The sequence below is a fragment of the Planktothrix serta PCC 8927 genome (genome assembly GCF_900010725.2).
Classification (GTDB): Bacteria; Cyanobacteriota; Cyanobacteriia; order Cyanobacteriales; family Microcoleaceae; genus Planktothrix; species Planktothrix serta.
In genome coordinates, this window is record NZ_LR734844.1 from 226,989 (window position 1) to 243,585 (window position 16,597).

14 protein-coding genes and 1 tRNA gene are annotated in these 16,597 nt (G+C 42.0%); 9 read left to right on the top strand and 6 right to left on the bottom strand.

What is annotated here, in order from left to right; translation table 11 throughout:
* Positions 1-82: 82 nt before the first annotated feature.
* Complete coding sequence (gene hmpF, locus PL8927_RS06085) at positions 83-1,825, top strand: pilus motility taxis protein HmpF (protein WP_083618623.1); 1,743 nt, start codon at positions 83-85, stop codon at positions 1,823-1,825.
* A gap of 127 nt (positions 1,826-1,952) precedes the next feature.
* On the opposite strand, the gene PL8927_RS06090 is transcribed toward hmpF, so the two are convergent.
* Positions 1,953-2,714: a Crp/Fnr family transcriptional regulator gene (locus tag PL8927_RS06090; protein ID WP_083618625.1), complete on the bottom strand. Its 762-nt coding sequence runs from the start codon at positions 2,712-2,714 to the stop codon at positions 1,953-1,955.
* 313 nt (positions 2,715-3,027) lie between these two features.
* Between PL8927_RS06090 and PL8927_RS06095 the strand changes: the two genes are divergently transcribed.
* The 6 genes from PL8927_RS06095 to PL8927_RS06115 all read left to right on the top strand — a co-directional run bounded on the left by PL8927_RS06095 (position 3,028) and on the right by PL8927_RS06115 (position 10,455).
* On the top strand, positions 3,028-3,825 hold the full coding sequence (locus PL8927_RS06095; protein ID WP_156093107.1) for a DALR anticodon-binding domain-containing protein: 798 nt from the start codon (positions 3,028-3,030) through the stop codon (positions 3,823-3,825).
* Between the two features lie 81 nt (positions 3,826-3,906).
* Positions 3,907-5,157, top strand: coding sequence for a competence/damage-inducible protein A (locus tag PL8927_RS06100; RefSeq protein WP_083618629.1), 1,251 nt, complete (start codon positions 3,907-3,909; stop codon positions 5,155-5,157).
* A 578-nt stretch (positions 5,158-5,735) separates the two neighbouring features.
* A complete protein-coding gene (locus PL8927_RS27950; RefSeq protein ID WP_162832325.1) occupies positions 5,736-5,873 on the top strand; it encodes a hypothetical protein in 138 nt (45 codons plus the stop codon).
* Between the two features lie 29 nt (positions 5,874-5,902).
* Entirely contained in the window at positions 5,903-6,349 is a 447-nt protein-coding gene (gene aroQ / locus PL8927_RS06105; RefSeq protein ID WP_083618631.1) for a type II 3-dehydroquinate dehydratase, read from the top strand.
* Positions 6,350-6,361: 12 nt separating this feature from the next.
* Entirely contained in the window at positions 6,362-7,318 is a 957-nt protein-coding gene (locus PL8927_RS06110) for an ADP-ribosylglycohydrolase family protein (protein ID WP_083618633.1), read from the top strand.
* A gap of 647 nt (positions 7,319-7,965) precedes the next feature.
* Positions 7,966-10,455, top strand: coding sequence for an HD family phosphohydrolase (locus PL8927_RS06115; protein ID WP_083618836.1), 2,490 nt, complete (start codon positions 7,966-7,968; stop codon positions 10,453-10,455).
* A 6-nt stretch (positions 10,456-10,461) separates the two neighbouring features.
* On the opposite strand, the gene PL8927_RS06120 is transcribed toward PL8927_RS06115, so the two are convergent.
* The 5 genes from PL8927_RS06120 to PL8927_RS06140 form a co-directional block, all read right to left on the bottom strand.
* Positions 10,462-11,316 (bottom strand): carbohydrate ABC transporter permease, encoded by an 855-nt coding sequence (locus PL8927_RS06120; protein WP_083618634.1) that lies wholly within the window; start codon positions 11,314-11,316, stop codon positions 10,462-10,464.
* An 11-nt stretch (positions 11,317-11,327) separates the two neighbouring features.
* Positions 11,328-11,894 carry a 5-formyltetrahydrofolate cyclo-ligase gene (locus PL8927_RS06125; protein ID WP_083618637.1) on the bottom strand — a complete coding sequence of 189 codons (567 nt, stop codon included), beginning with the start codon at positions 11,892-11,894 and terminating at the stop codon, positions 11,328-11,330.
* A gap of 125 nt (positions 11,895-12,019) precedes the next feature.
* A tRNA-Val gene (locus tag PL8927_RS06130) sits at positions 12,020-12,091 on the bottom strand.
* Positions 12,092-12,101: 10 nt separating this feature from the next.
* Positions 12,102-13,328 carry a glycosyltransferase gene (locus PL8927_RS06135; protein WP_083618641.1) on the bottom strand — a complete coding sequence of 409 codons (1,227 nt, stop codon included), beginning with the start codon at positions 13,326-13,328 and terminating at the stop codon, positions 12,102-12,104.
* A 93-nt stretch (positions 13,329-13,421) separates the two neighbouring features.
* A complete protein-coding gene (locus tag PL8927_RS06140; protein WP_083618643.1) occupies positions 13,422-14,633 on the bottom strand; it encodes a glycosyltransferase family 2 protein in 1,212 nt (403 codons plus the stop codon).
* Between the two features lie 258 nt (positions 14,634-14,891).
* Here PL8927_RS06140 and PL8927_RS28400 point away from each other — a divergent pair, with 258 nt between their 5' ends.
* Both PL8927_RS28400 and PL8927_RS06150 read left to right on the top strand, forming a co-directional pair.
* Positions 14,892-15,080, top strand: coding sequence for a zinc ribbon domain-containing protein (locus PL8927_RS28400; RefSeq protein WP_456319736.1), 189 nt, complete (start codon positions 14,892-14,894; stop codon positions 15,078-15,080).
* Entirely contained in the window at positions 15,050-16,513 is a 1,464-nt protein-coding gene (locus PL8927_RS06150; protein WP_083618645.1) for an SLBB domain-containing protein, read from the top strand. Before PL8927_RS28400 ends, PL8927_RS06150 begins: the two co-directional genes overlap by 31 nt.
* The last annotated feature ends 84 nt before the right edge of the window (positions 16,514-16,597 follow it).

Below are 16,597 nucleotides of genomic sequence, written 5' to 3' on the forward strand. Positions count from 1 at the left end.
TGTTAACGGCTACTCCCAGAAGGTTTTATGATTAAGACAGCGAACAAATAGTGCTTGAACACCTCAAGAGGATAAAGGGCCGATGCTCTATTTAGCGGAAGTACAAAAGCAGAGTAGCAAATTTGGTCTCGGTGGCGGTAGGACTGAACTGAAGCTATTGGCTTGTCAGCGAGGTGAAAACAATTGGAGTGCTGTCTCAGGAGATGAGATCATCCTTGCTGAGGATGCGAACAACTTTAAGGATGGAACCTTAGTATTAGTGGATCTGAATACGGGTAAACAGGTACAGCGTATTCAAGAAGCTGCACGGCAACTCGTGGGGATTCTCCAAGATTTTTCTCGGTTGCAAGAAAAGTTTAAAACCCAACAAGAAGAAATTGAACAGTGGAAAGAGTCGTTGACTTACCAAAGTCAGGAATTAAATCGCCGCGAAATGGAGATGGAAGCCCGACGAGAACAGATGGAACAACTGGAGGAAGAATTAGAACGACTCGAACAGCAACGTCAAGAAATTGATCGCTCTAGGGAGGACAGTAGCCGTCTGCGTTCTGAAATTGACCAAGCTCGTCAAGATATTGAAACCACTCGCCAACAGTTACAAGATCAACGAAAACAACTTGAAGAACAACAGGCTCAGTTACAGGCCACTCCCTCTTTGAGTTCTGAACAGTCAGAACGTCTTCAGAGCTTGCTCAATCAACTGTCTAATCCGGTTTCGATTTCACCCTTACAAACCCAACTCCATCAGTCCTTAGAACGAGTTACGAGTGCTCAGAGTTGGCTGGAACAATATCAGCAACGGTTGCAAGCACAACGTTCGGAGGCTGAACAACTTCAACAAACTCTCGACAATACCACCCCGACCCTTAAACAACAATGGCAGCAATGGCAGCAAGCTCAGGATGCTTTGATCCAAAACCGTTCTGAGTTGGCCTCCCAACAACAATTACTGCAAACGAAACAGGACTACGCCCAAACCTTACAAACACTCATCCAAAACCGTCAAACTTTATTAGAACAGTTACAAGAATTAGCCTCTCGTCAATCTGAGGATGATCCCGTCGCCGTGAGCGTGAAAGTGGATGTTCAAGCGTTGGAGGCCATGCCCTTAGATCAATTACAAGCGGAAGTCCACAAATTGCAACAGGAGTGGGATCGGTGGTCTGGTTTTGTTAAAGAACAAGAGGAGGAATTAAGATACAAGCTCGAAGATATTGGGGAACTTCAAGAAAAACTCAAATCAGCAAATGATGCAGACCGAGAGAGTTTACAGACGGAATTAAGCGATGAACAAGATGCCTATCAAATGCTGAATGAAACCTTGGTCGGTCAGCGGCGCACTCTGAAAGAACGGGAGGAACATAAAACCCAATATCAAACGGTCTTACTCCGTCGTCAAGGTCTATCTCCGGCTACCGCCGGAGGTGCGGTTGATTTCAAATCGGTGATTGCTAATTTGGAAACTCAACAACGGGAACAACAACAGCAACTCCAAACCTTGGAAACGGAACTCCAACAATTGCGCTCTAGCTTGGATCAAAAGCAAACGGAGGTGAATGGTCAAGTTCAACAACAAGAACAAACCCGCCAACAGTTAGAAACTCAAGATCAAAGTTGGATCGAACAGCAACGAAGGGTGGCGGAACTGGGAGGACGAATCAGTTTGTATCAGGAAATGTTACAACCGATTCAAGATTCCTGGAATCAAGTTCGGCAACATTTGGATCAAACAACGGCCGAACTGAATCAATTGCTGGAAATGTCTAATGCTCAAACCCAAGCAACAAGTCAGTTACGGCAAGTTTTATCAGTAATCAGTAATTAGTAATCAGTAATCAGTGTAAGAGATAACTGATCAACAGGAAACAGTTCACAAACTCCGACTTAATCAACAGATTAGTATTTATTCTTTACTGATCACTGATTACTGATAACTGATAACTGATTACTGATTATTCCTCCTCAAAGCCTGTATCTTCTTCTTCTAAGTCAAGGGTTTTGTTGGGGTCTTCGGATTCAATGGGGATACAAATTAAGTTATCGTCTTGAGTATAAACTAATCCTTGTTGACGGAGTTTTCCCATTAGACGGGTTACGGTGACTCGTGTGGAACCGATGGCACTACCAATTTGAGAATGAGTTAATGACCAAGGTAAACGATAACCTTTAAATCCATCATCCCCATTACCACTGGCATAATATTCCCCATATTCTTCAATCAGTAGGGTCAAGAATCCTAGGAGTCGGTCAATAGTACGACGTTGACCCAAGGTGCTTAACCAGAGTAATTTTCGTTGATGTTGATACCGAAAGGCATCCAGAACTTCCCGACGAAAATGGGGCCAATTATCTAAATCATGCCAATACATCCATAACACGGTGGTATCGTCGGCGTGACTATAGGCTTGCAGGCTAAAGGGAGACTGGGCAACGAGTTCAAAAGGTTGACCAGCACCGACAAAACCTAAAAAGGCTTCATCTAAATTGCGATTCCGGGGTTTGGCATTAGGTTTACCCTTGGCGTATTCCAGTTGAGCACTGCCCACTAATCGCACTGCACCCCGTTGGACTAAATACAGTAATCCTGGACGAGCCGGAATTCGCTCATCTTTACTGAAACTTCGACAACGGTAATGTTCCTGCGCCCAATCTGTAATCCGTTGCCAGGTTAGAAACGGTCGATTGGAATCGGCTGTGATCGAAGATGACTGCATCATGAGATCTGGTAATTAAAAAATTGTTAATCAGAGTAAAAGTCAGAAGAGAGGCTGATCTACCCCCAAATTAGTCGGGTTTTGAATGGGTTCACAGAATTGACGGTCTATTCCCAAAGGTGTATTTTATACTTGAGACACAGGGATTTTAGATCTTTTAACCAATGTAACAAAAAACACATCCATTTTGAGAAGGATGACGAACCATTTTCGGGAATTTTGCCCAAAAAATTCTTGACCCGTTTCTACAGGGTTGGCTGCAATAGCTGAGATTTACACAAGTTTGGGGGGAAGTCCAATAGTTACGCCCGCTTTGGCAAAACGGTTAGGGATACAACTGAGACAAAGTTTACATTCCCAAGGGATTGATACGGTTGATTCTCAGGAAATTCTCGTAAATCGAATTAAACATCCGACACAGGTAATATACGGATCGGCGATCGCACTGAAATCGGCTTCCCAGTTGCATCAATCGACCTTTGAACTTGCTGAAGTGATCCTGACTAACTTCAGAAGTCTTCATTTAGGGGATTTTACCTTCGAGCTTCTCCCGTCGGGAATGCTTCAGTTTGTGTTAACGGATCAGGGAATGGCGAATTGGTTAGAAGAAATAATTTGCTACCCTTGGAAAAATACTCCGATTCAGGATTTGGCTATTTCACCAGAACGATTTAGAATTCAATATACTCATGCCCGATGTTGTTCTTTATTGCGTTTAGCCCATCGAGATCATCTCATTACTTTAATAGAATCTGATTTAATCTCTTTATTACCTTTAAAAAGGGATCGGATTTCTGCTGCGATTCCCTGGTTAACAGTCAAGGGAAAATTACAATTTATTGAACGCTGTGAATATCAACTTTTAACCCAATTTGTGAACATTGTAGATGTTCTTTTTTCATCATCTGATTCTTCCTCATGGGAAAAGCTTGCAGAGCAATTAAGTCAAAATTTTCAATTATTTTATTGTCAATGTCGCATTTGGGGAGAGGTGAAACAAAATACCCCAGAATTAGCTCAAGCTAGACTGGGTTTAGTTTTAATTACACAAATACTTCTCCAAATTTTATTAGAAGAAAAATTGGGAATTATGGCTCCTGTAGAATTATAATCCTTTCAGTTTATTTTGCTTTAATTTGATAAAGCTGTTAGAATCAAACAATTAATTGATTATCTATTTTCTGTTGATCTCATGGTTGCTGAAATTATTTGTGTCGGTACAGAACTGCTTTTAGGGGATATTCTCAATAGTAATGCTCAGTTTTTGGGGCAACAATTGGCTCAATTGGGAATTCCTCATTATTATCAAAGTGTTGTCGGAGATAACCCCGAACGTCTTAAAAAAGTGATTGCGATCGCATCTGAACGCTCTCAATTATTGATTTTTACGGGAGGTTTGGGGCCAACTCCTGATGATTTAACCGTGGAAACAATCGCAGATTTTTTTGGAGTTTCCCTAATCGAAAAACCAGAAATTATTGAAGATATTAATCAAAAATTTAGTCAACGGGGACGGGTGATGTCTGCGAGTAATCGCAAACAAGCATTAATTCCTGAAGGGGCAGAAATTCTGACTAATTTAACGGGAACTGCACCGGGAATTATTTGGAAACCCAGGGGAGATCAACTGACTATTTTAACCTTTCCCGGTGTTCCGGCGGAATTGTATCAAATGTGGTCAGATGTGGCAATTCCCTATCTTAAAAATAACGGTTGGTGTCAAGGAATTATTCAAAGTCGAACCTTAAAGTTTTGGGGGATAGCAGAATCAACTTTAGCAGAAAAAGTTGCCCCTTTTTTAGAGATGAAAAATCCCACTGTTGCTCCCTATGCTAATCATGGAGAGGTGAAATTAAGAATTTCTGCCCGAGCAGATTCTCAAGAACTCGCTCAAAAATTAATTATTCCCGTGGAAACCCAACTGCGAGAAATTGCGGGACTCGATTGTTATGGGGCGGATGATGAAACCTTAGCCTCAGTATTAGGATATTTATTACTCAAAAATAATTCTACATTGAGTGTGGCAGAATCCTGTACAGGGGGAGGATTAGGACAACTGCTGACCGACATTCCTGGGAGTTCTGAATATTTCCTCGGTGGTGTGATTGCTTATGATAATACCGTGAAAGCCTCTGTGCTAGGGGTCAACCTTGATGATTTAGCAGAATTTGGGGCTGTTAGTGCAATTGTCGCCCAACAAATGGCCCTGGGGGTAAAAACTTTATTAAAGACGACTTGGGGTTTAAGTATTACAGGGATTGCGGGGCCAGGAGGAGGGACAGCCACAAAACCCGTCGGACTGGTTTATATCGGTTTAGCGACAGCCAACGGTCAGGTTGAAAGTCTGGAATGTCGTTTTGGCCAAACCCGGAGTCGGGACTGGATACGCCGGGGGAGTGCCAGTAGTGCCCTTGACCTTCTGCGCCGTCGTCTAAGTTCGTGAGCCGGGGAAACCAGTAGAGACGTTGCATGCAACGTCTCTACACAGCCAACAGCCAACAGCCAACAGTCAACCGTCAACAGTCAACAGCCAACAGCCAACAATTAATACCCCTTGCGTAAATTTGTAAAGATTTGTTATGATGAAAGTGCTAAAGTTTAATTTAAAACCTAAGCACAACCTGTAAAAATTGGTAAGATGTAATTAGTGCAGTCTCTCTCAAGTCTTAGTTGAGACAGCCTGTATAACATCGGTTATCATCATCAAACCCGTTTTAATTCATCCTAAATGCAATTGCTCTAGGAGATGAGTTAAGCCGTTAAATTCTCTAAATTCCTGAGATGGGTCTGAGGGTGTCGTGTTAGCAAATGCTTAAAATTTCCAAAATTTTTGTTAGGTTTTAAGCGTGCGGTAACATAATAAAATAAAAAATATCTCGGAGATATCTGTTCAGTATAAAACTTGCTAATCCCTAGCAACGCTGAGTTTTGAGCTATATGCCTAGCTTGGCTAAGAGTTCGGTTGCTGTTAACCTGCGGTCAAGTTGCGTAGCCAGTTTACAACGAGGAGCCCTTTGTTAAATGGAATATATTGATAGAATACTGGAAAAATTAAAAGAATGGGCGCGTGAGCTAATTGATGCCTTATTAGGCCCTGCGGCTCAACCCGAAGCAGAGCCAATTCCTGTACCAGTAGATGAACCCCGTCGTCGGAGGTAGTTGATTTAACGTTCTATAAGGTTACTCTGTTGCTAAGTCTTTTGATATTGCATGGCCCAAATTTGAATTTGTTGGGCCAGCGTGAACCCGAAATTTACGGGAAAACAACGTTAGACGGAATTAATCGAATGCTGGAGCAAGAAGCTCAGTTGCTTCAGGTCAAAGTCTCGATTATTCAGTCTAACCATGAAGGGGCTTTGGTGGATGCAATACACTCCGCATTCGGGCAACACCAAGGCTTATTGATTAATGCTGGAGCGTATACTCACACCAGTATTGCCCTTCGAGATGCCATCGCTGGAGTGGGTATTCCCACCGTTGAGGTACATCTGAGCAATATTTATCGTCGAGAAGCGTTCCGGCATCATTCTTTGATCGCATCTGTGGCGATTGGGCAAATTAGTGGATTTGGTGCAGAAAGTTACCGTCTAGGGCTACAGGCTTTAGTTCATTCCTTGAATGGGCAAGACCCCTGAGCTTATTGTTCCATGAAGCAAGATTCACTATATAGCCAGTTTCAGGGGGCTGTTCTCGGAGTAGCCATCGGTTATGAGTTGGGTCAGCGTTGGTTAAAAACCGCCTCGGTTTCTCATGGTAAGTCTTCAGGTTTGTCCGTGAATTGGGGCCAACGGATTTCCCAACTGACTCAAAGCTTAATCCAATGTCAGGGATTTGATCCGGTTGACTACTGGAAAGTCGGGAAAATCGAGACGGAAAAACCCCGACACCGGGAAACCGCTCTAAAACAATCGCTGCTATTAACCCAGGGGTTAAATTCGGGGAGTGAAGTGGCTCTGGTGGGCTTACCCCTGGCTTTATTCTTTCATGACAATTTGAGATCGTTACAACAGTTGGGATGGAATCAGTCAGAAGAGGAAGCTTATATTCAGGATGGGGTATTAGTCATGGCCGGAGCGATCGCGGAGATCCTAACACAAAACCCCAAACCCCAGCAGCTAATTCCCAACCTGTTACCGAAATTACGTCCAGAAACCGCCTTAACCGCTAAATTAGAACAGGTTCAAACCCTATTGCAGCAAAGGGCTAGTTTAGAAACGGCCGTTCGTCAACTGACTCAGACCTCAAAAGCGAGTTCCTTCAAGAGATTTGATTCTAACTTCGATCCTGAAAATTGGACAGCATTCGCCCTAGGCTTGTATTGTTTTCTCTCCACCCCTGATGACTATTCCTTAACGGTTTTGCGATCGCTGCAAACAGGATATCACCCAGAGATCACCGCCGCTATTAGTGGAGCCTTATCCGGTGCTTATCAAGGGTTAATGGGAATTTCAGTTCAATGGCGTTTAACCCTTCAGATAAAATCTTTATATCCTCAAGCTGATGCGGAGATTGAAAATGATTGTGTAGAATCAAAGAATTACGAGAGGGAACTGCTACAGTTAGCTAATAACTTGTTTGCGGTGTGGTTAGGGGTGTATCGTTAATCCCAATTAAACTTACCCCTTTTGACCCAAAAGGCTGCACAGGTTAACTTAGATATTATTTGTTAAAACCCGCAATCATGAGGCTCCCTTAAAAATTCCAAGCAATACTATAAAGTCAACAACCCACCACTGACTTGAGTACAAGTACAGTGGGGGCTTGAAATACAGCCCTAGTTGACCCGCCTAAGTCTTAACTGACTCCGTTATTTAGGTCAAGACACCGGGCGGATGCGTAGCTAGTCCCCTGCTCTGTCGCTGAGTATTAAACAGTCATTTGGGAGGCAGTGTACTCAGCCTAACAAGCCTTGATAACATTGGCAAAGCTAACTTTACCCTAGAAATAGGAGGGGGAGAAATCCCCAAACCCAATTAAACGCCCTACCGAGGCGGGTCTAAGCAGAACAATATCGGTAGCCTCAATCCTGTAATGCCAGCAGGTATGCCGGGGAGTTTCGCCACTTCACCAGGCACAACGGTTTCCTCCAAACCCCAAGAATTCACGATGTTGCATAGACCCCGCCCTCTCTTTCCTCTGATCCTTCGCAAGCTCAGGACCAAGCTGAGTACAGCTATGGCGGGAGTCTCCAAGGAGGAAGAAAGATGAAGATGAAACGGCTGCTAAAACCCTTGATCTAGCTTCAATGCTGATGAATACGCTCCATGCTCTGACGCAACAGATTGAACGGCTTTATCGCCGCACTCATCCCCCCTCGTCTTGTCCAAAGCCTTCTCCCACGGAAATATCCAGTTCCCTCCCTGGTTATACGGCTCCTGCTTGGCCCCCTCGTCCAGGTCGAAAAGTCAACAAAAATCAAGGCTCCTTCAGTAGTCCGACCTTTTTTTTAGTCGCCGTTGTTTCCTTAACCAGTGTCATGGGTGTGCGATTTTATAACCAGCCCAAACTGGATGTGGGTCGAGTCGCCTCAGAAACTATTTACTCCCCTTCGGATGCTAGTGTTCCCGATGTCAAAACAACGGATGAAAAGCGGAAATCGGCTGAAATTGGCGCTATTCCTGTTTTAGTGATTGACATTTCAATTAATCAAGAGATTAATCAAAAGATTCAAAGGGTATTAGAACAGGGCACCTCTATCCGAAACATTGCCCAACCCTTCCCCTTTATAGACAGAGGAATTTTATCTACGGAAGTTCAGCGTTATTTGCGTCAATGTCCAGAACGAGAATGGCAAGATTTACTGGCTCAAGTGGAACAGTTGACGGTACAAATTCCCTCAAATCCTAAACCTAAAACCCCAAATAAAAAAACCCCGACAAAATTTGCAGATTGGCAACAAGCCACCTTAGAACAAATTCGGCGACAGACTTTAATGCAATTGAAAGCCTATCGTCGGCGAACAACTCCGGTGGAATTTTCGCAATTGGTATCTGATGTCACTCAAGCCCGTTGGCGATATGCTAAAGCCTTAAATGCCTTTTCTCAGGAATGGTCTGTTGATCAAGAAATCTTTTATACTGAGTCTGTATTTGAATGGTCTGATCAGACTTGGTTGCAAACACAAAAGGGAGTGAATCAAATTACTCAGGAAATGCTGGCTCAAGGTATTGCTCCCGGCTTACCCGATGAAATTCTCAGGAAAGCGATTGAGATTCAGGTACAAAATACAATTCCTTTAGAAAGTCAATTATTTGCTACTCATTTATTTGCTGAAGTTTTAAAAGTTAATTTGGTCAAAGATTCTCAAGCAACCCGTCATCGTGCGGAGTTAGTTGCTCAAAAAATTGAACCTGTAATGGTGAATATTAGTCAAGGGGAAATGATTGTTGCTAGGGGACAAAAAATTACTCAACGGGATTTTGTATTACTGGATTATTTTGGTTTAAGTGAACGGGGAATTAACACGAAAGGATTAATCAGTCTTGTCGGATTAGTTAGTATAGGAATCGGAATTGTTTTATTAGTGGAATTAAAATTTCATCGGGGTTTACGTCGTCGAGATCGGTTATTATTATTACTCCTAACTTTAAGTACCCCGATTATTATCCTATTGAAATTACCCCTAATTAATTTACCCGCCGTGGGGTTATTAGTGGGAACTTTTTATGGTTCGGCTGTGGGTGTAACCGTTGTGGGTTTGCTCTCAATTTTGTTACCGATTGGGATGGAAATTGATAATGTACATTTAGTGGCTAGTGCGGCGGGAGGACTGGTCGGAAGTTTATTAGCAGGACAATCTCGGTGTCGGGAAGAATTAGCATTACTGGGGTTAGGGGTGGGAGTAACTCAAGGTGCTGTTTACTTAATTCTGAATTTAATGGCCAGTGCAACGGCGGGATCAATTTGGTATATTTTACTGAAAGTTGTAGGATTACAAATGTTAGAAGGAGTGGCTTGGAGTATTGTCGCCTTGGGGTTGAGCCCCTATTTAGAACATTTATTTGATTTAATTACACCGATTCGATTAGCTGAATTAGCGAACCCAAATCGACCGTTATTAAAACGACTAGCTACTGAAGCACCGGGAACTTTTCAACATACTATGTTTGTCGCTAATTTAGCAGAAGCAGCGGCTCAAGAGTTAGGCTGTAATGTGGAATTAGTCAGAACGGGAACCCTTTATCATGATATTGGAAAAATGCACGACCCGTTAGGATTTATTGAAAATCAAATGGGGGGGCCGAATAAACATGATACGATTAATGATCCTTGGGAAAGTGCGCGAATTATTAAAAAGCACGTTGATGAGGGGTTAGTAATGGCGAGAAAATATCGTTTACCAAAAGCGATTAAAGCTTTTATTCCTGAACATCAAGGGAATATGCAGATTGCTTATTTTTATTATCAAGCCCAACAATGTGCAAAAGATAATCCCCAATTGCAAGTTAAGGAAGAAGATTTCCGTTATGATGGGCCGATTCCGCAATCGAGAGAAACGGGTATTGTTATGTTAGCAGATTCCTGTGAGGCGGCATTGCGATCGCTCAAAGATGCCACCCACGAAGAAGCTTTAAATATGGTGAATAAAATTTTAAAAGCCAGATGGCAAGATCATCAATTAACAGATTCAGGTTTAACACGGGAGGAAATGAGTAAAATAGCAGAGGTATTTGTGCGGGTTTGGGAACAAGTGAATCACAAACGGATTGCTTATCCTAAAGCTGTATTAACCAGTCGATAAGTTGAATTATCCTTTCACGCCTGACCCGGCATCTGTGGGTACAATATAGCGTTGTAAGATTAAAAAGAATAGCAAAACGGGTGCAATGGAAATCACCGAGCCCGCCGCAATTAATCGCCAGTCTAAGGAGAATGTTCCGGCTAGGGTTGCTACTCCTAAAGGCATGGTATAATAGTCGGGTTGATCTAAGATTAATAACGGCCAAAGAAAGTCACTCCAAGACCCAATAAATACAAAGATTGCTAAGGTAATTAAAGCGGGTTTTACGGCGGGAATCATCACATTCCACCAAATTCCTAATTCTGAACAGCCATCAATTCTAGCGGCTTCTTCTAATTCTTTGGGGACACTTTGAAACGCTTGTCTTAAGAGAAATATTCCAAAAGCAGAAGCAATACTAGGAAAAATAATTCCTAAATAACTATTTCTTAATTCTAATTGTACTATTAATACATATAACGGAATCATTACAATTTGAAACGGAATCATAATTGTGGCAATAATAGCCGTAAAAATCCAATCTTTGCCTTTAAAGTTTAATCTCGCTAAGGGATAAGCGGCTAAAGAACAAAATAATAAATTCAAACTAACGGTTAAGGTAGCCACAACCAGACTATTAAATAAATAACGTCCAAAAGGATTGGTTTTCCAGACGGTAATAAAATTCTGAAAGGTGGGTTGACTAGGGATTAATTGAGGAGGAAATTGAAAGATATTTTCACTGGGAGATTTAAACGCCGTACTCACCAACCAAACCAGAGGAAACAGCATTAAAACAGCAATTATTCCGAGAATTATATAAATAATGACTGTTTTTAGGGTTTTATTATTTAAGTTAATTTTAGGAAATTGATCAATCATTTTTAATCCTATTACCTATTGCTTACTATAAATTTAGATTCTGTACAAACTGCATTTAACGGTTTATCCCAAGAATCAATGGGTAACGAGTTCAAATAAGCAAAATCAAAAATAATCCCCACCGTCGGAATTAAATTCCATTCGGGTAAACTCAACATTCGATCATAAAATCCACCTCCGTATCCTAACCGATATCCTTGATGATCACAAGCAACGGATGGAACTAAAATTAAATCAATTTCTGAACTCTTTAACATCGGTAAATTAGCATCTGGTTCAATAATACCATAATGATTTGTATGATTAGCATCTCCAGGTTGCCAACAATGCCACGTTAAAGATTGTTCAACACAACGGGGAAATCCCCATGTTTTAGGGGTGTTACTCAATAATAAAGTTAAATCGGGTTCTTGGCGAAAACTGAAATAGGATAAAATTGTTGTTGCTTGTTGAAAAAGCGGATTATTTTTTAAGTTTTGACAAATGCGATCGCTTTTTTCTTTCCAGTCTTTTTCAGATAAAGAACGACGTTGTTTAATCAGTAAACTTCTTAACTCAGTCTTAGTTTGATTCAACATCTATTTTATTAATTAAATCATTACAAGCTTCTGTTTCTTCTGATGCTATCCCTGTTGAAACTGGAAGCCCGTACAGACGTGCCATGCGTAGAGACGTTGCATGCAACGTCTCTACTCGTAGAGAATGGGCGATACAGGATTTGAACCTGTGACCCCTTCCGTGTGAAGGAAGTGCGCTACCACTGTGCTAATCGCCCGCACAATTTATTAATATAACACATCTTTTCCCGCTTGACAACTCTCTTTAAATAATTGGGTCAGTTTTTGGGCTTCAATATTGATATTGTGATCTTTAGCAACTTTAGCAGCACCGAGTTTTCCCATCGTGGCTAAATCTTCGAGGGGAGTAGTTAAGGCTGTTTTTAGGGCTAGGGTGAGATCTTCTAAAGACCCGGCGGGAACTAGCCAACCATTTTGTCCCGGTTCGACTAATTCAGGAATTCCGGCAATATAGGTACTAATCACCGGACGAGATAAGGCTAAGGCTTCCATGAGAACAACGGGCAACCCTTCGGCAAAACTGGGTAATACAAAGACTTGTGAAGATAAAATGTATTGTTGGACTTGGGTATTGGTAGCCCAACCTGTAATTTCAATATAATTTTCTAACCCGAAGCGATTAATTAATTGTTCAATTTCATTGCGAAGGGGGCCATCTCCCACAAAAACTAATTTAAACTCAAATCCTGCCTCCACAAGTTTACTAACGGCTTCAACTAAGATTAAATGACCTTTTTGTTCACTCAAACGACCGACACAAACGAAGCGACGTTCTGAAGGTAGAGGAACGAAAGGATGATCCAAAAACATCGGATCAACACCACAATGAACAATCTGAATTTTTGACCAATCTTGATAATTACACCAGCGAAATAGCTGACTTTTCCCAAAAGAACTAATCGCTACTACAAATTTAGCTTGTTTGATTTTTTCGGGTAAGGCGATCGCTCCAGGTTTATCAAATTCCTCTGGCCCATGTACCGTAAAACTATAGGGAGGGCCTCCTAAAGCCTGACACAATAAGGCAACGGTAGCCGAATTGGTTCCAAAATGAACATGAAGATGTTCAATCTTAGCTTGAGATAACCAATGTAATAAAACACAAGCTTCAGCCAGATAGATTCCATGCAGGACAACACCCCGTTCTGAACCCCAACCTAATTTTAAGGCTAACCATCCCGACTGCCCTAAACGCCAGGGATGAGTAAATCCTACCCGGAATAAATTCCAGAGTAAACCCCAAATTCCTACCCTGAGAATAAACCGAGTTTTTTCATATTCCTGCTGATCAGCCGTATCCACTAATTCTGATTCCAGAGATCGAATTGAGAAACGACTAACCTCAACTCCCTGAGCTTCCACAGCTAAGAGTTCACGACGTATAAAACTGTGACTAACTTTGGGATATTGATTAATTAAATAAGCGATTTTCATGCCGTTCAACGGGGTATTTAGTTGGCAGTTGTTAGTTGACCGTTAATAGCCTACCGACTCATCTGCCAATAACCAAAACTTGATAGAAAGAACTTAAGGCTCTAAAGATACCATGGTATCCCGTTGAGTTCTGACCCATTCCTGTTGCGGTTTTTTAAAGAAGCTAAAGTACATGGGTAATTTCCACAGAATATAAAAGGGAATACTCAACAGGGTTTTCCGGGATAAAATAGAACGGCCAAAGTTAGACCAGGTGATTAGGATAGCTGTTAATAACAGTGTTCCTTCAAATATTAAGCATTGCAAAGGCAAGGCGGAGAGATTGCAGACAGCCATTAACAAACTGGGAACCAAAGCCGCAACCCACAACATCACTAAAAATGCTAAGGGAGGAACACAGAGGTCTAAAGCAAGGGCGAATAAATCGAGGCGTTTTTGACGAATAGAGGCAGAAATCAGGAGAGGAACCTGGGTGTATAAGGTTTTTAAGTGTCCATGTTCCCAACGGGTTCTTTGGGTTTTAGCTGCTTTTTCTTGGGCGGGTAAAACTCCAATGATTTGAGCGTCTTCACAAAACATCGGGGATGCTCCCGATAACGCTAAATCAACACCAAGCTGCATATCTTCCACCAAATTAGAACTGGCTAGGGAGACTTTGCGAATGACTGACCAAGGAAACGCCATTCCAGTTCCCGTCAGAACACAGGGGCATCCTAAGCGAGCTAATCCTTGGGGACGAATGGAATTTTTAACTAAAAACGCAAAGGCAGAAATGGAATCTTTAGGAGTCGGTTTTTTAGGAGTTTCCATTAAATAGGTCGATTGCACAGGTCGCTGTTTGACCATTGCCTGTTGAGCAATTTTAGTGATCGTACCCGGTTCAACCCGACAATCGGCATCAATCATTACCACCACATCCGGTGGATCTTGGGCTAAAAAGTTTAAACCATAATCTAAGGCATAGCCTTTGCCTCGGTGTCCTAAATCATGACGCTCTAAAACTGTTGTTCCCAACTGACGGGCAATGGCAGCCGTTTCGTCGGTGCAGTTATCTGCAATCACTACAATTGTTTTTTTAGAATCAACTTGAGGTAAAATAGTATTTAACGTAGCTTCAATTTCCGATGCTTCATTGTGTGCGGGAATCAGAATAGAAACTTTAGGAGCAACAGCCCGAAACTGTTTATTAGGTGAGCCCTTCTGAATCAACGCAGCCAGACATTCAACAAAAAACACTGAAACCGGGATGGCTAAAGCCACAGCAATCAATGTTAATCCAATAATAAGTTGGGTTGTTATGCTCATAATAAAAAGCTGACGGGTCAAGATGATAAACAGAGTTTAAAGCATGATCATATCTTGTTCTTGCTGGGAGTCAACAGAATAAATCCATCATCTGGGGAAAAAGTTTACAGAAGTTTTACAATTTTTACGATTAACAGGGGTTATTTGATTTCTGGACATCTTCAGGTAAAAAACAGATTTTGATGTATAATCAAAGAGATTGAACAGAGTATAAAGCCCAAGAAGAAGGGAAGGTTGTTGTTTTTGTAGACCGATGGTTTGTTTTCGAGTTCTAAAACTTGTAATTGTTGTGGGCATAAACTTAAGTCTATGCCCTTACAAATTAGGACTTGGGAATGTCCAAACTGCGGAAAGCTGCATGATAGAGAAGAGATATGTTTGCTCGGTTTATGTTTTAGTTGGCTTCTGGTAATTTTATGCTGGTTCGATGTGTTGGTTGTTCTTTAACGCACTTAATTTTAAGCCTAGGAGTTCCCTTGATCTCCACCCTAGCTGTTCAGGCTCAAACCCCTCCTCCTAGGAATTCTGCGCCCCCCCTTTTTCAACAGGGACGGAGTGAAAATCCGGTTCACGATTTTCCTTATCTTTTAGGAGTGGGCGATCGGCTGCGAGTGGATGTATTCGGTGTAGAAAAATATACGGGTGAGCAACTGGTGCTTACGGATGGAACGATTAATTTGCAGGGTATTGGGCCTGTATCCGTTGCGGGTTTAACCCTTCCACAAACCCAAACCTTGATTGCTCAACGATATTCTAGTTTGCTCCGACAACCGATTATCACGATTACTTTAATTGCACCCCGTCCGGTACAGGTGGCGATTGCTGGGGAAGTTGTTCGTCCTGGTTCCTATAATTTATCTGGTACTCAACAATTTTCTCGACTCAGCCAAGCGATTTTAACGGCGGGAGGGATTACCCAATCGGCAGATTTAGCGTTAGTCCAACTGCGACGCGATGATCCGCGCCAACCCGTTGTGACTTTAAATTTAGAAAAATTATTGGATACAGGAGATTTAAACCAAGATCCGATTCTCCGCGACGGAGATAGTATTTTCATTCCCACTCTCACCACCTTTGAGCCATCTCAAGTGCGTGAGATGGCATCTTCGAGTTTAGCCGCACCCCCAAACCAATCGATTCAAGTGGTGGTGGTGGGAGCAGTATTTCGTCCTGGGGCTTATTCGCTGAGTCAAGATGGAGGTCTTACGGATGGGGGGGATGGAGGAAATGGGCTAAAAATTGTCAAAAGCAATTTACCAACCCTCACCCGTGCACTTCAAACGGCTGGAGGAATTACGAATATGGCTGATATTCGCAATATTGAAGTCCAACGCCTCACCCAAACCGGAGTGAAAACCACAAAGGTTAATCTTTGGGAACTATTGCAATCGGGAGATATCAATCAAGATCTATTTTTACAACAGGGAGATACGGTGATTGTCCCCAGTGCAACTGAAATTAATCCCACCGAGTTAGAAGAATTAGCGTCTGCTAGTTTTTCACCCGCAACGATCAATGTAAATGTGGTCGGGGAAATTAAACAGCCCGGTTTGGTTCAAGTTCGTCCGAATACTCCCCTGAATCAAGCTTTGTTAGCTGCTGGAGGGTTTGATAGCATTCGATCAAATAGGGGTACAGTCGAACTGATCCGTCTAAACCCCAATGGTTCTGTGACTCGCAGAAGAATTCAGGTAGATTTTAAATTAGGAAATGCACAAGCCAATAACCCGGTATTACATAATAATGATGTAATTATTGTGAATCGGTCTGTTGTGAGTAGAATTGCTGATACAACCTCCTCTATGTTACAACCTGTGGATAATGCCTTTACATTTTACAGATTAATTGAAAGTTTAATTCCCAAGAAAAACTCTGATTAAAAAGCATTGTAATAAGTCTTTCAGGGCTTCTTAAAACTTCTCTAATCATGGGTCAGAATCAGGTGTCGGGAAATGAAACCCGAA

Excerpts from the sequence above, each read along its gene's own strand:
- PL8927_RS06120 (WP_083618634.1), bottom strand. The coding sequence starts at position 11,316 with ATGATTGATCAATTTCCTAAAATTAACTTAAATAATAAAACCCTAAAA.
- PL8927_RS06100 (WP_083618629.1), top strand. The coding sequence starts at position 3,907 with ATGGTTGCTGAAATTATTTGTGTCGGTACAGAACTGCTTTTAGGGGAT.
- PL8927_RS06125 (WP_083618637.1), bottom strand. The coding sequence starts at position 11,894 with ATGTTGAATCAAACTAAGACTGAGTTAAGAAGTTTACTGATTAAACAA.
- PL8927_RS06110 (WP_083618633.1), top strand. The coding sequence starts at position 6,362 with ATGAAGCAAGATTCACTATATAGCCAGTTTCAGGGGGCTGTTCTCGGA.
- PL8927_RS06135 (WP_083618641.1), bottom strand. The coding sequence starts at position 13,328 with ATGAAAATCGCTTATTTAATTAATCAATATCCCAAAGTTAGTCACAGT.
- PL8927_RS06150 (WP_083618645.1), top strand. The coding sequence starts at position 15,050 with ATGCTGGTTCGATGTGTTGGTTGTTCTTTAACGCACTTAATTTTAAGC.
- hmpF (WP_083618623.1), top strand. The coding sequence starts at position 83 with ATGCTCTATTTAGCGGAAGTACAAAAGCAGAGTAGCAAATTTGGTCTC.
- PL8927_RS06090 (WP_083618625.1), bottom strand. The coding sequence starts at position 2,714 with ATGCAGTCATCTTCGATCACAGCCGATTCCAATCGACCGTTTCTAACC.
- PL8927_RS27950 (WP_162832325.1), top strand. The coding sequence starts at position 5,736 with ATGGAATATATTGATAGAATACTGGAAAAATTAAAAGAATGGGCGCGT.
- PL8927_RS06140 (WP_083618643.1), bottom strand. The coding sequence starts at position 14,633 with ATGAGCATAACAACCCAACTTATTATTGGATTAACATTGATTGCTGTG.
- PL8927_RS06115 (WP_083618836.1), top strand. The coding sequence starts at position 7,966 with ATGAATACGCTCCATGCTCTGACGCAACAGATTGAACGGCTTTATCGC.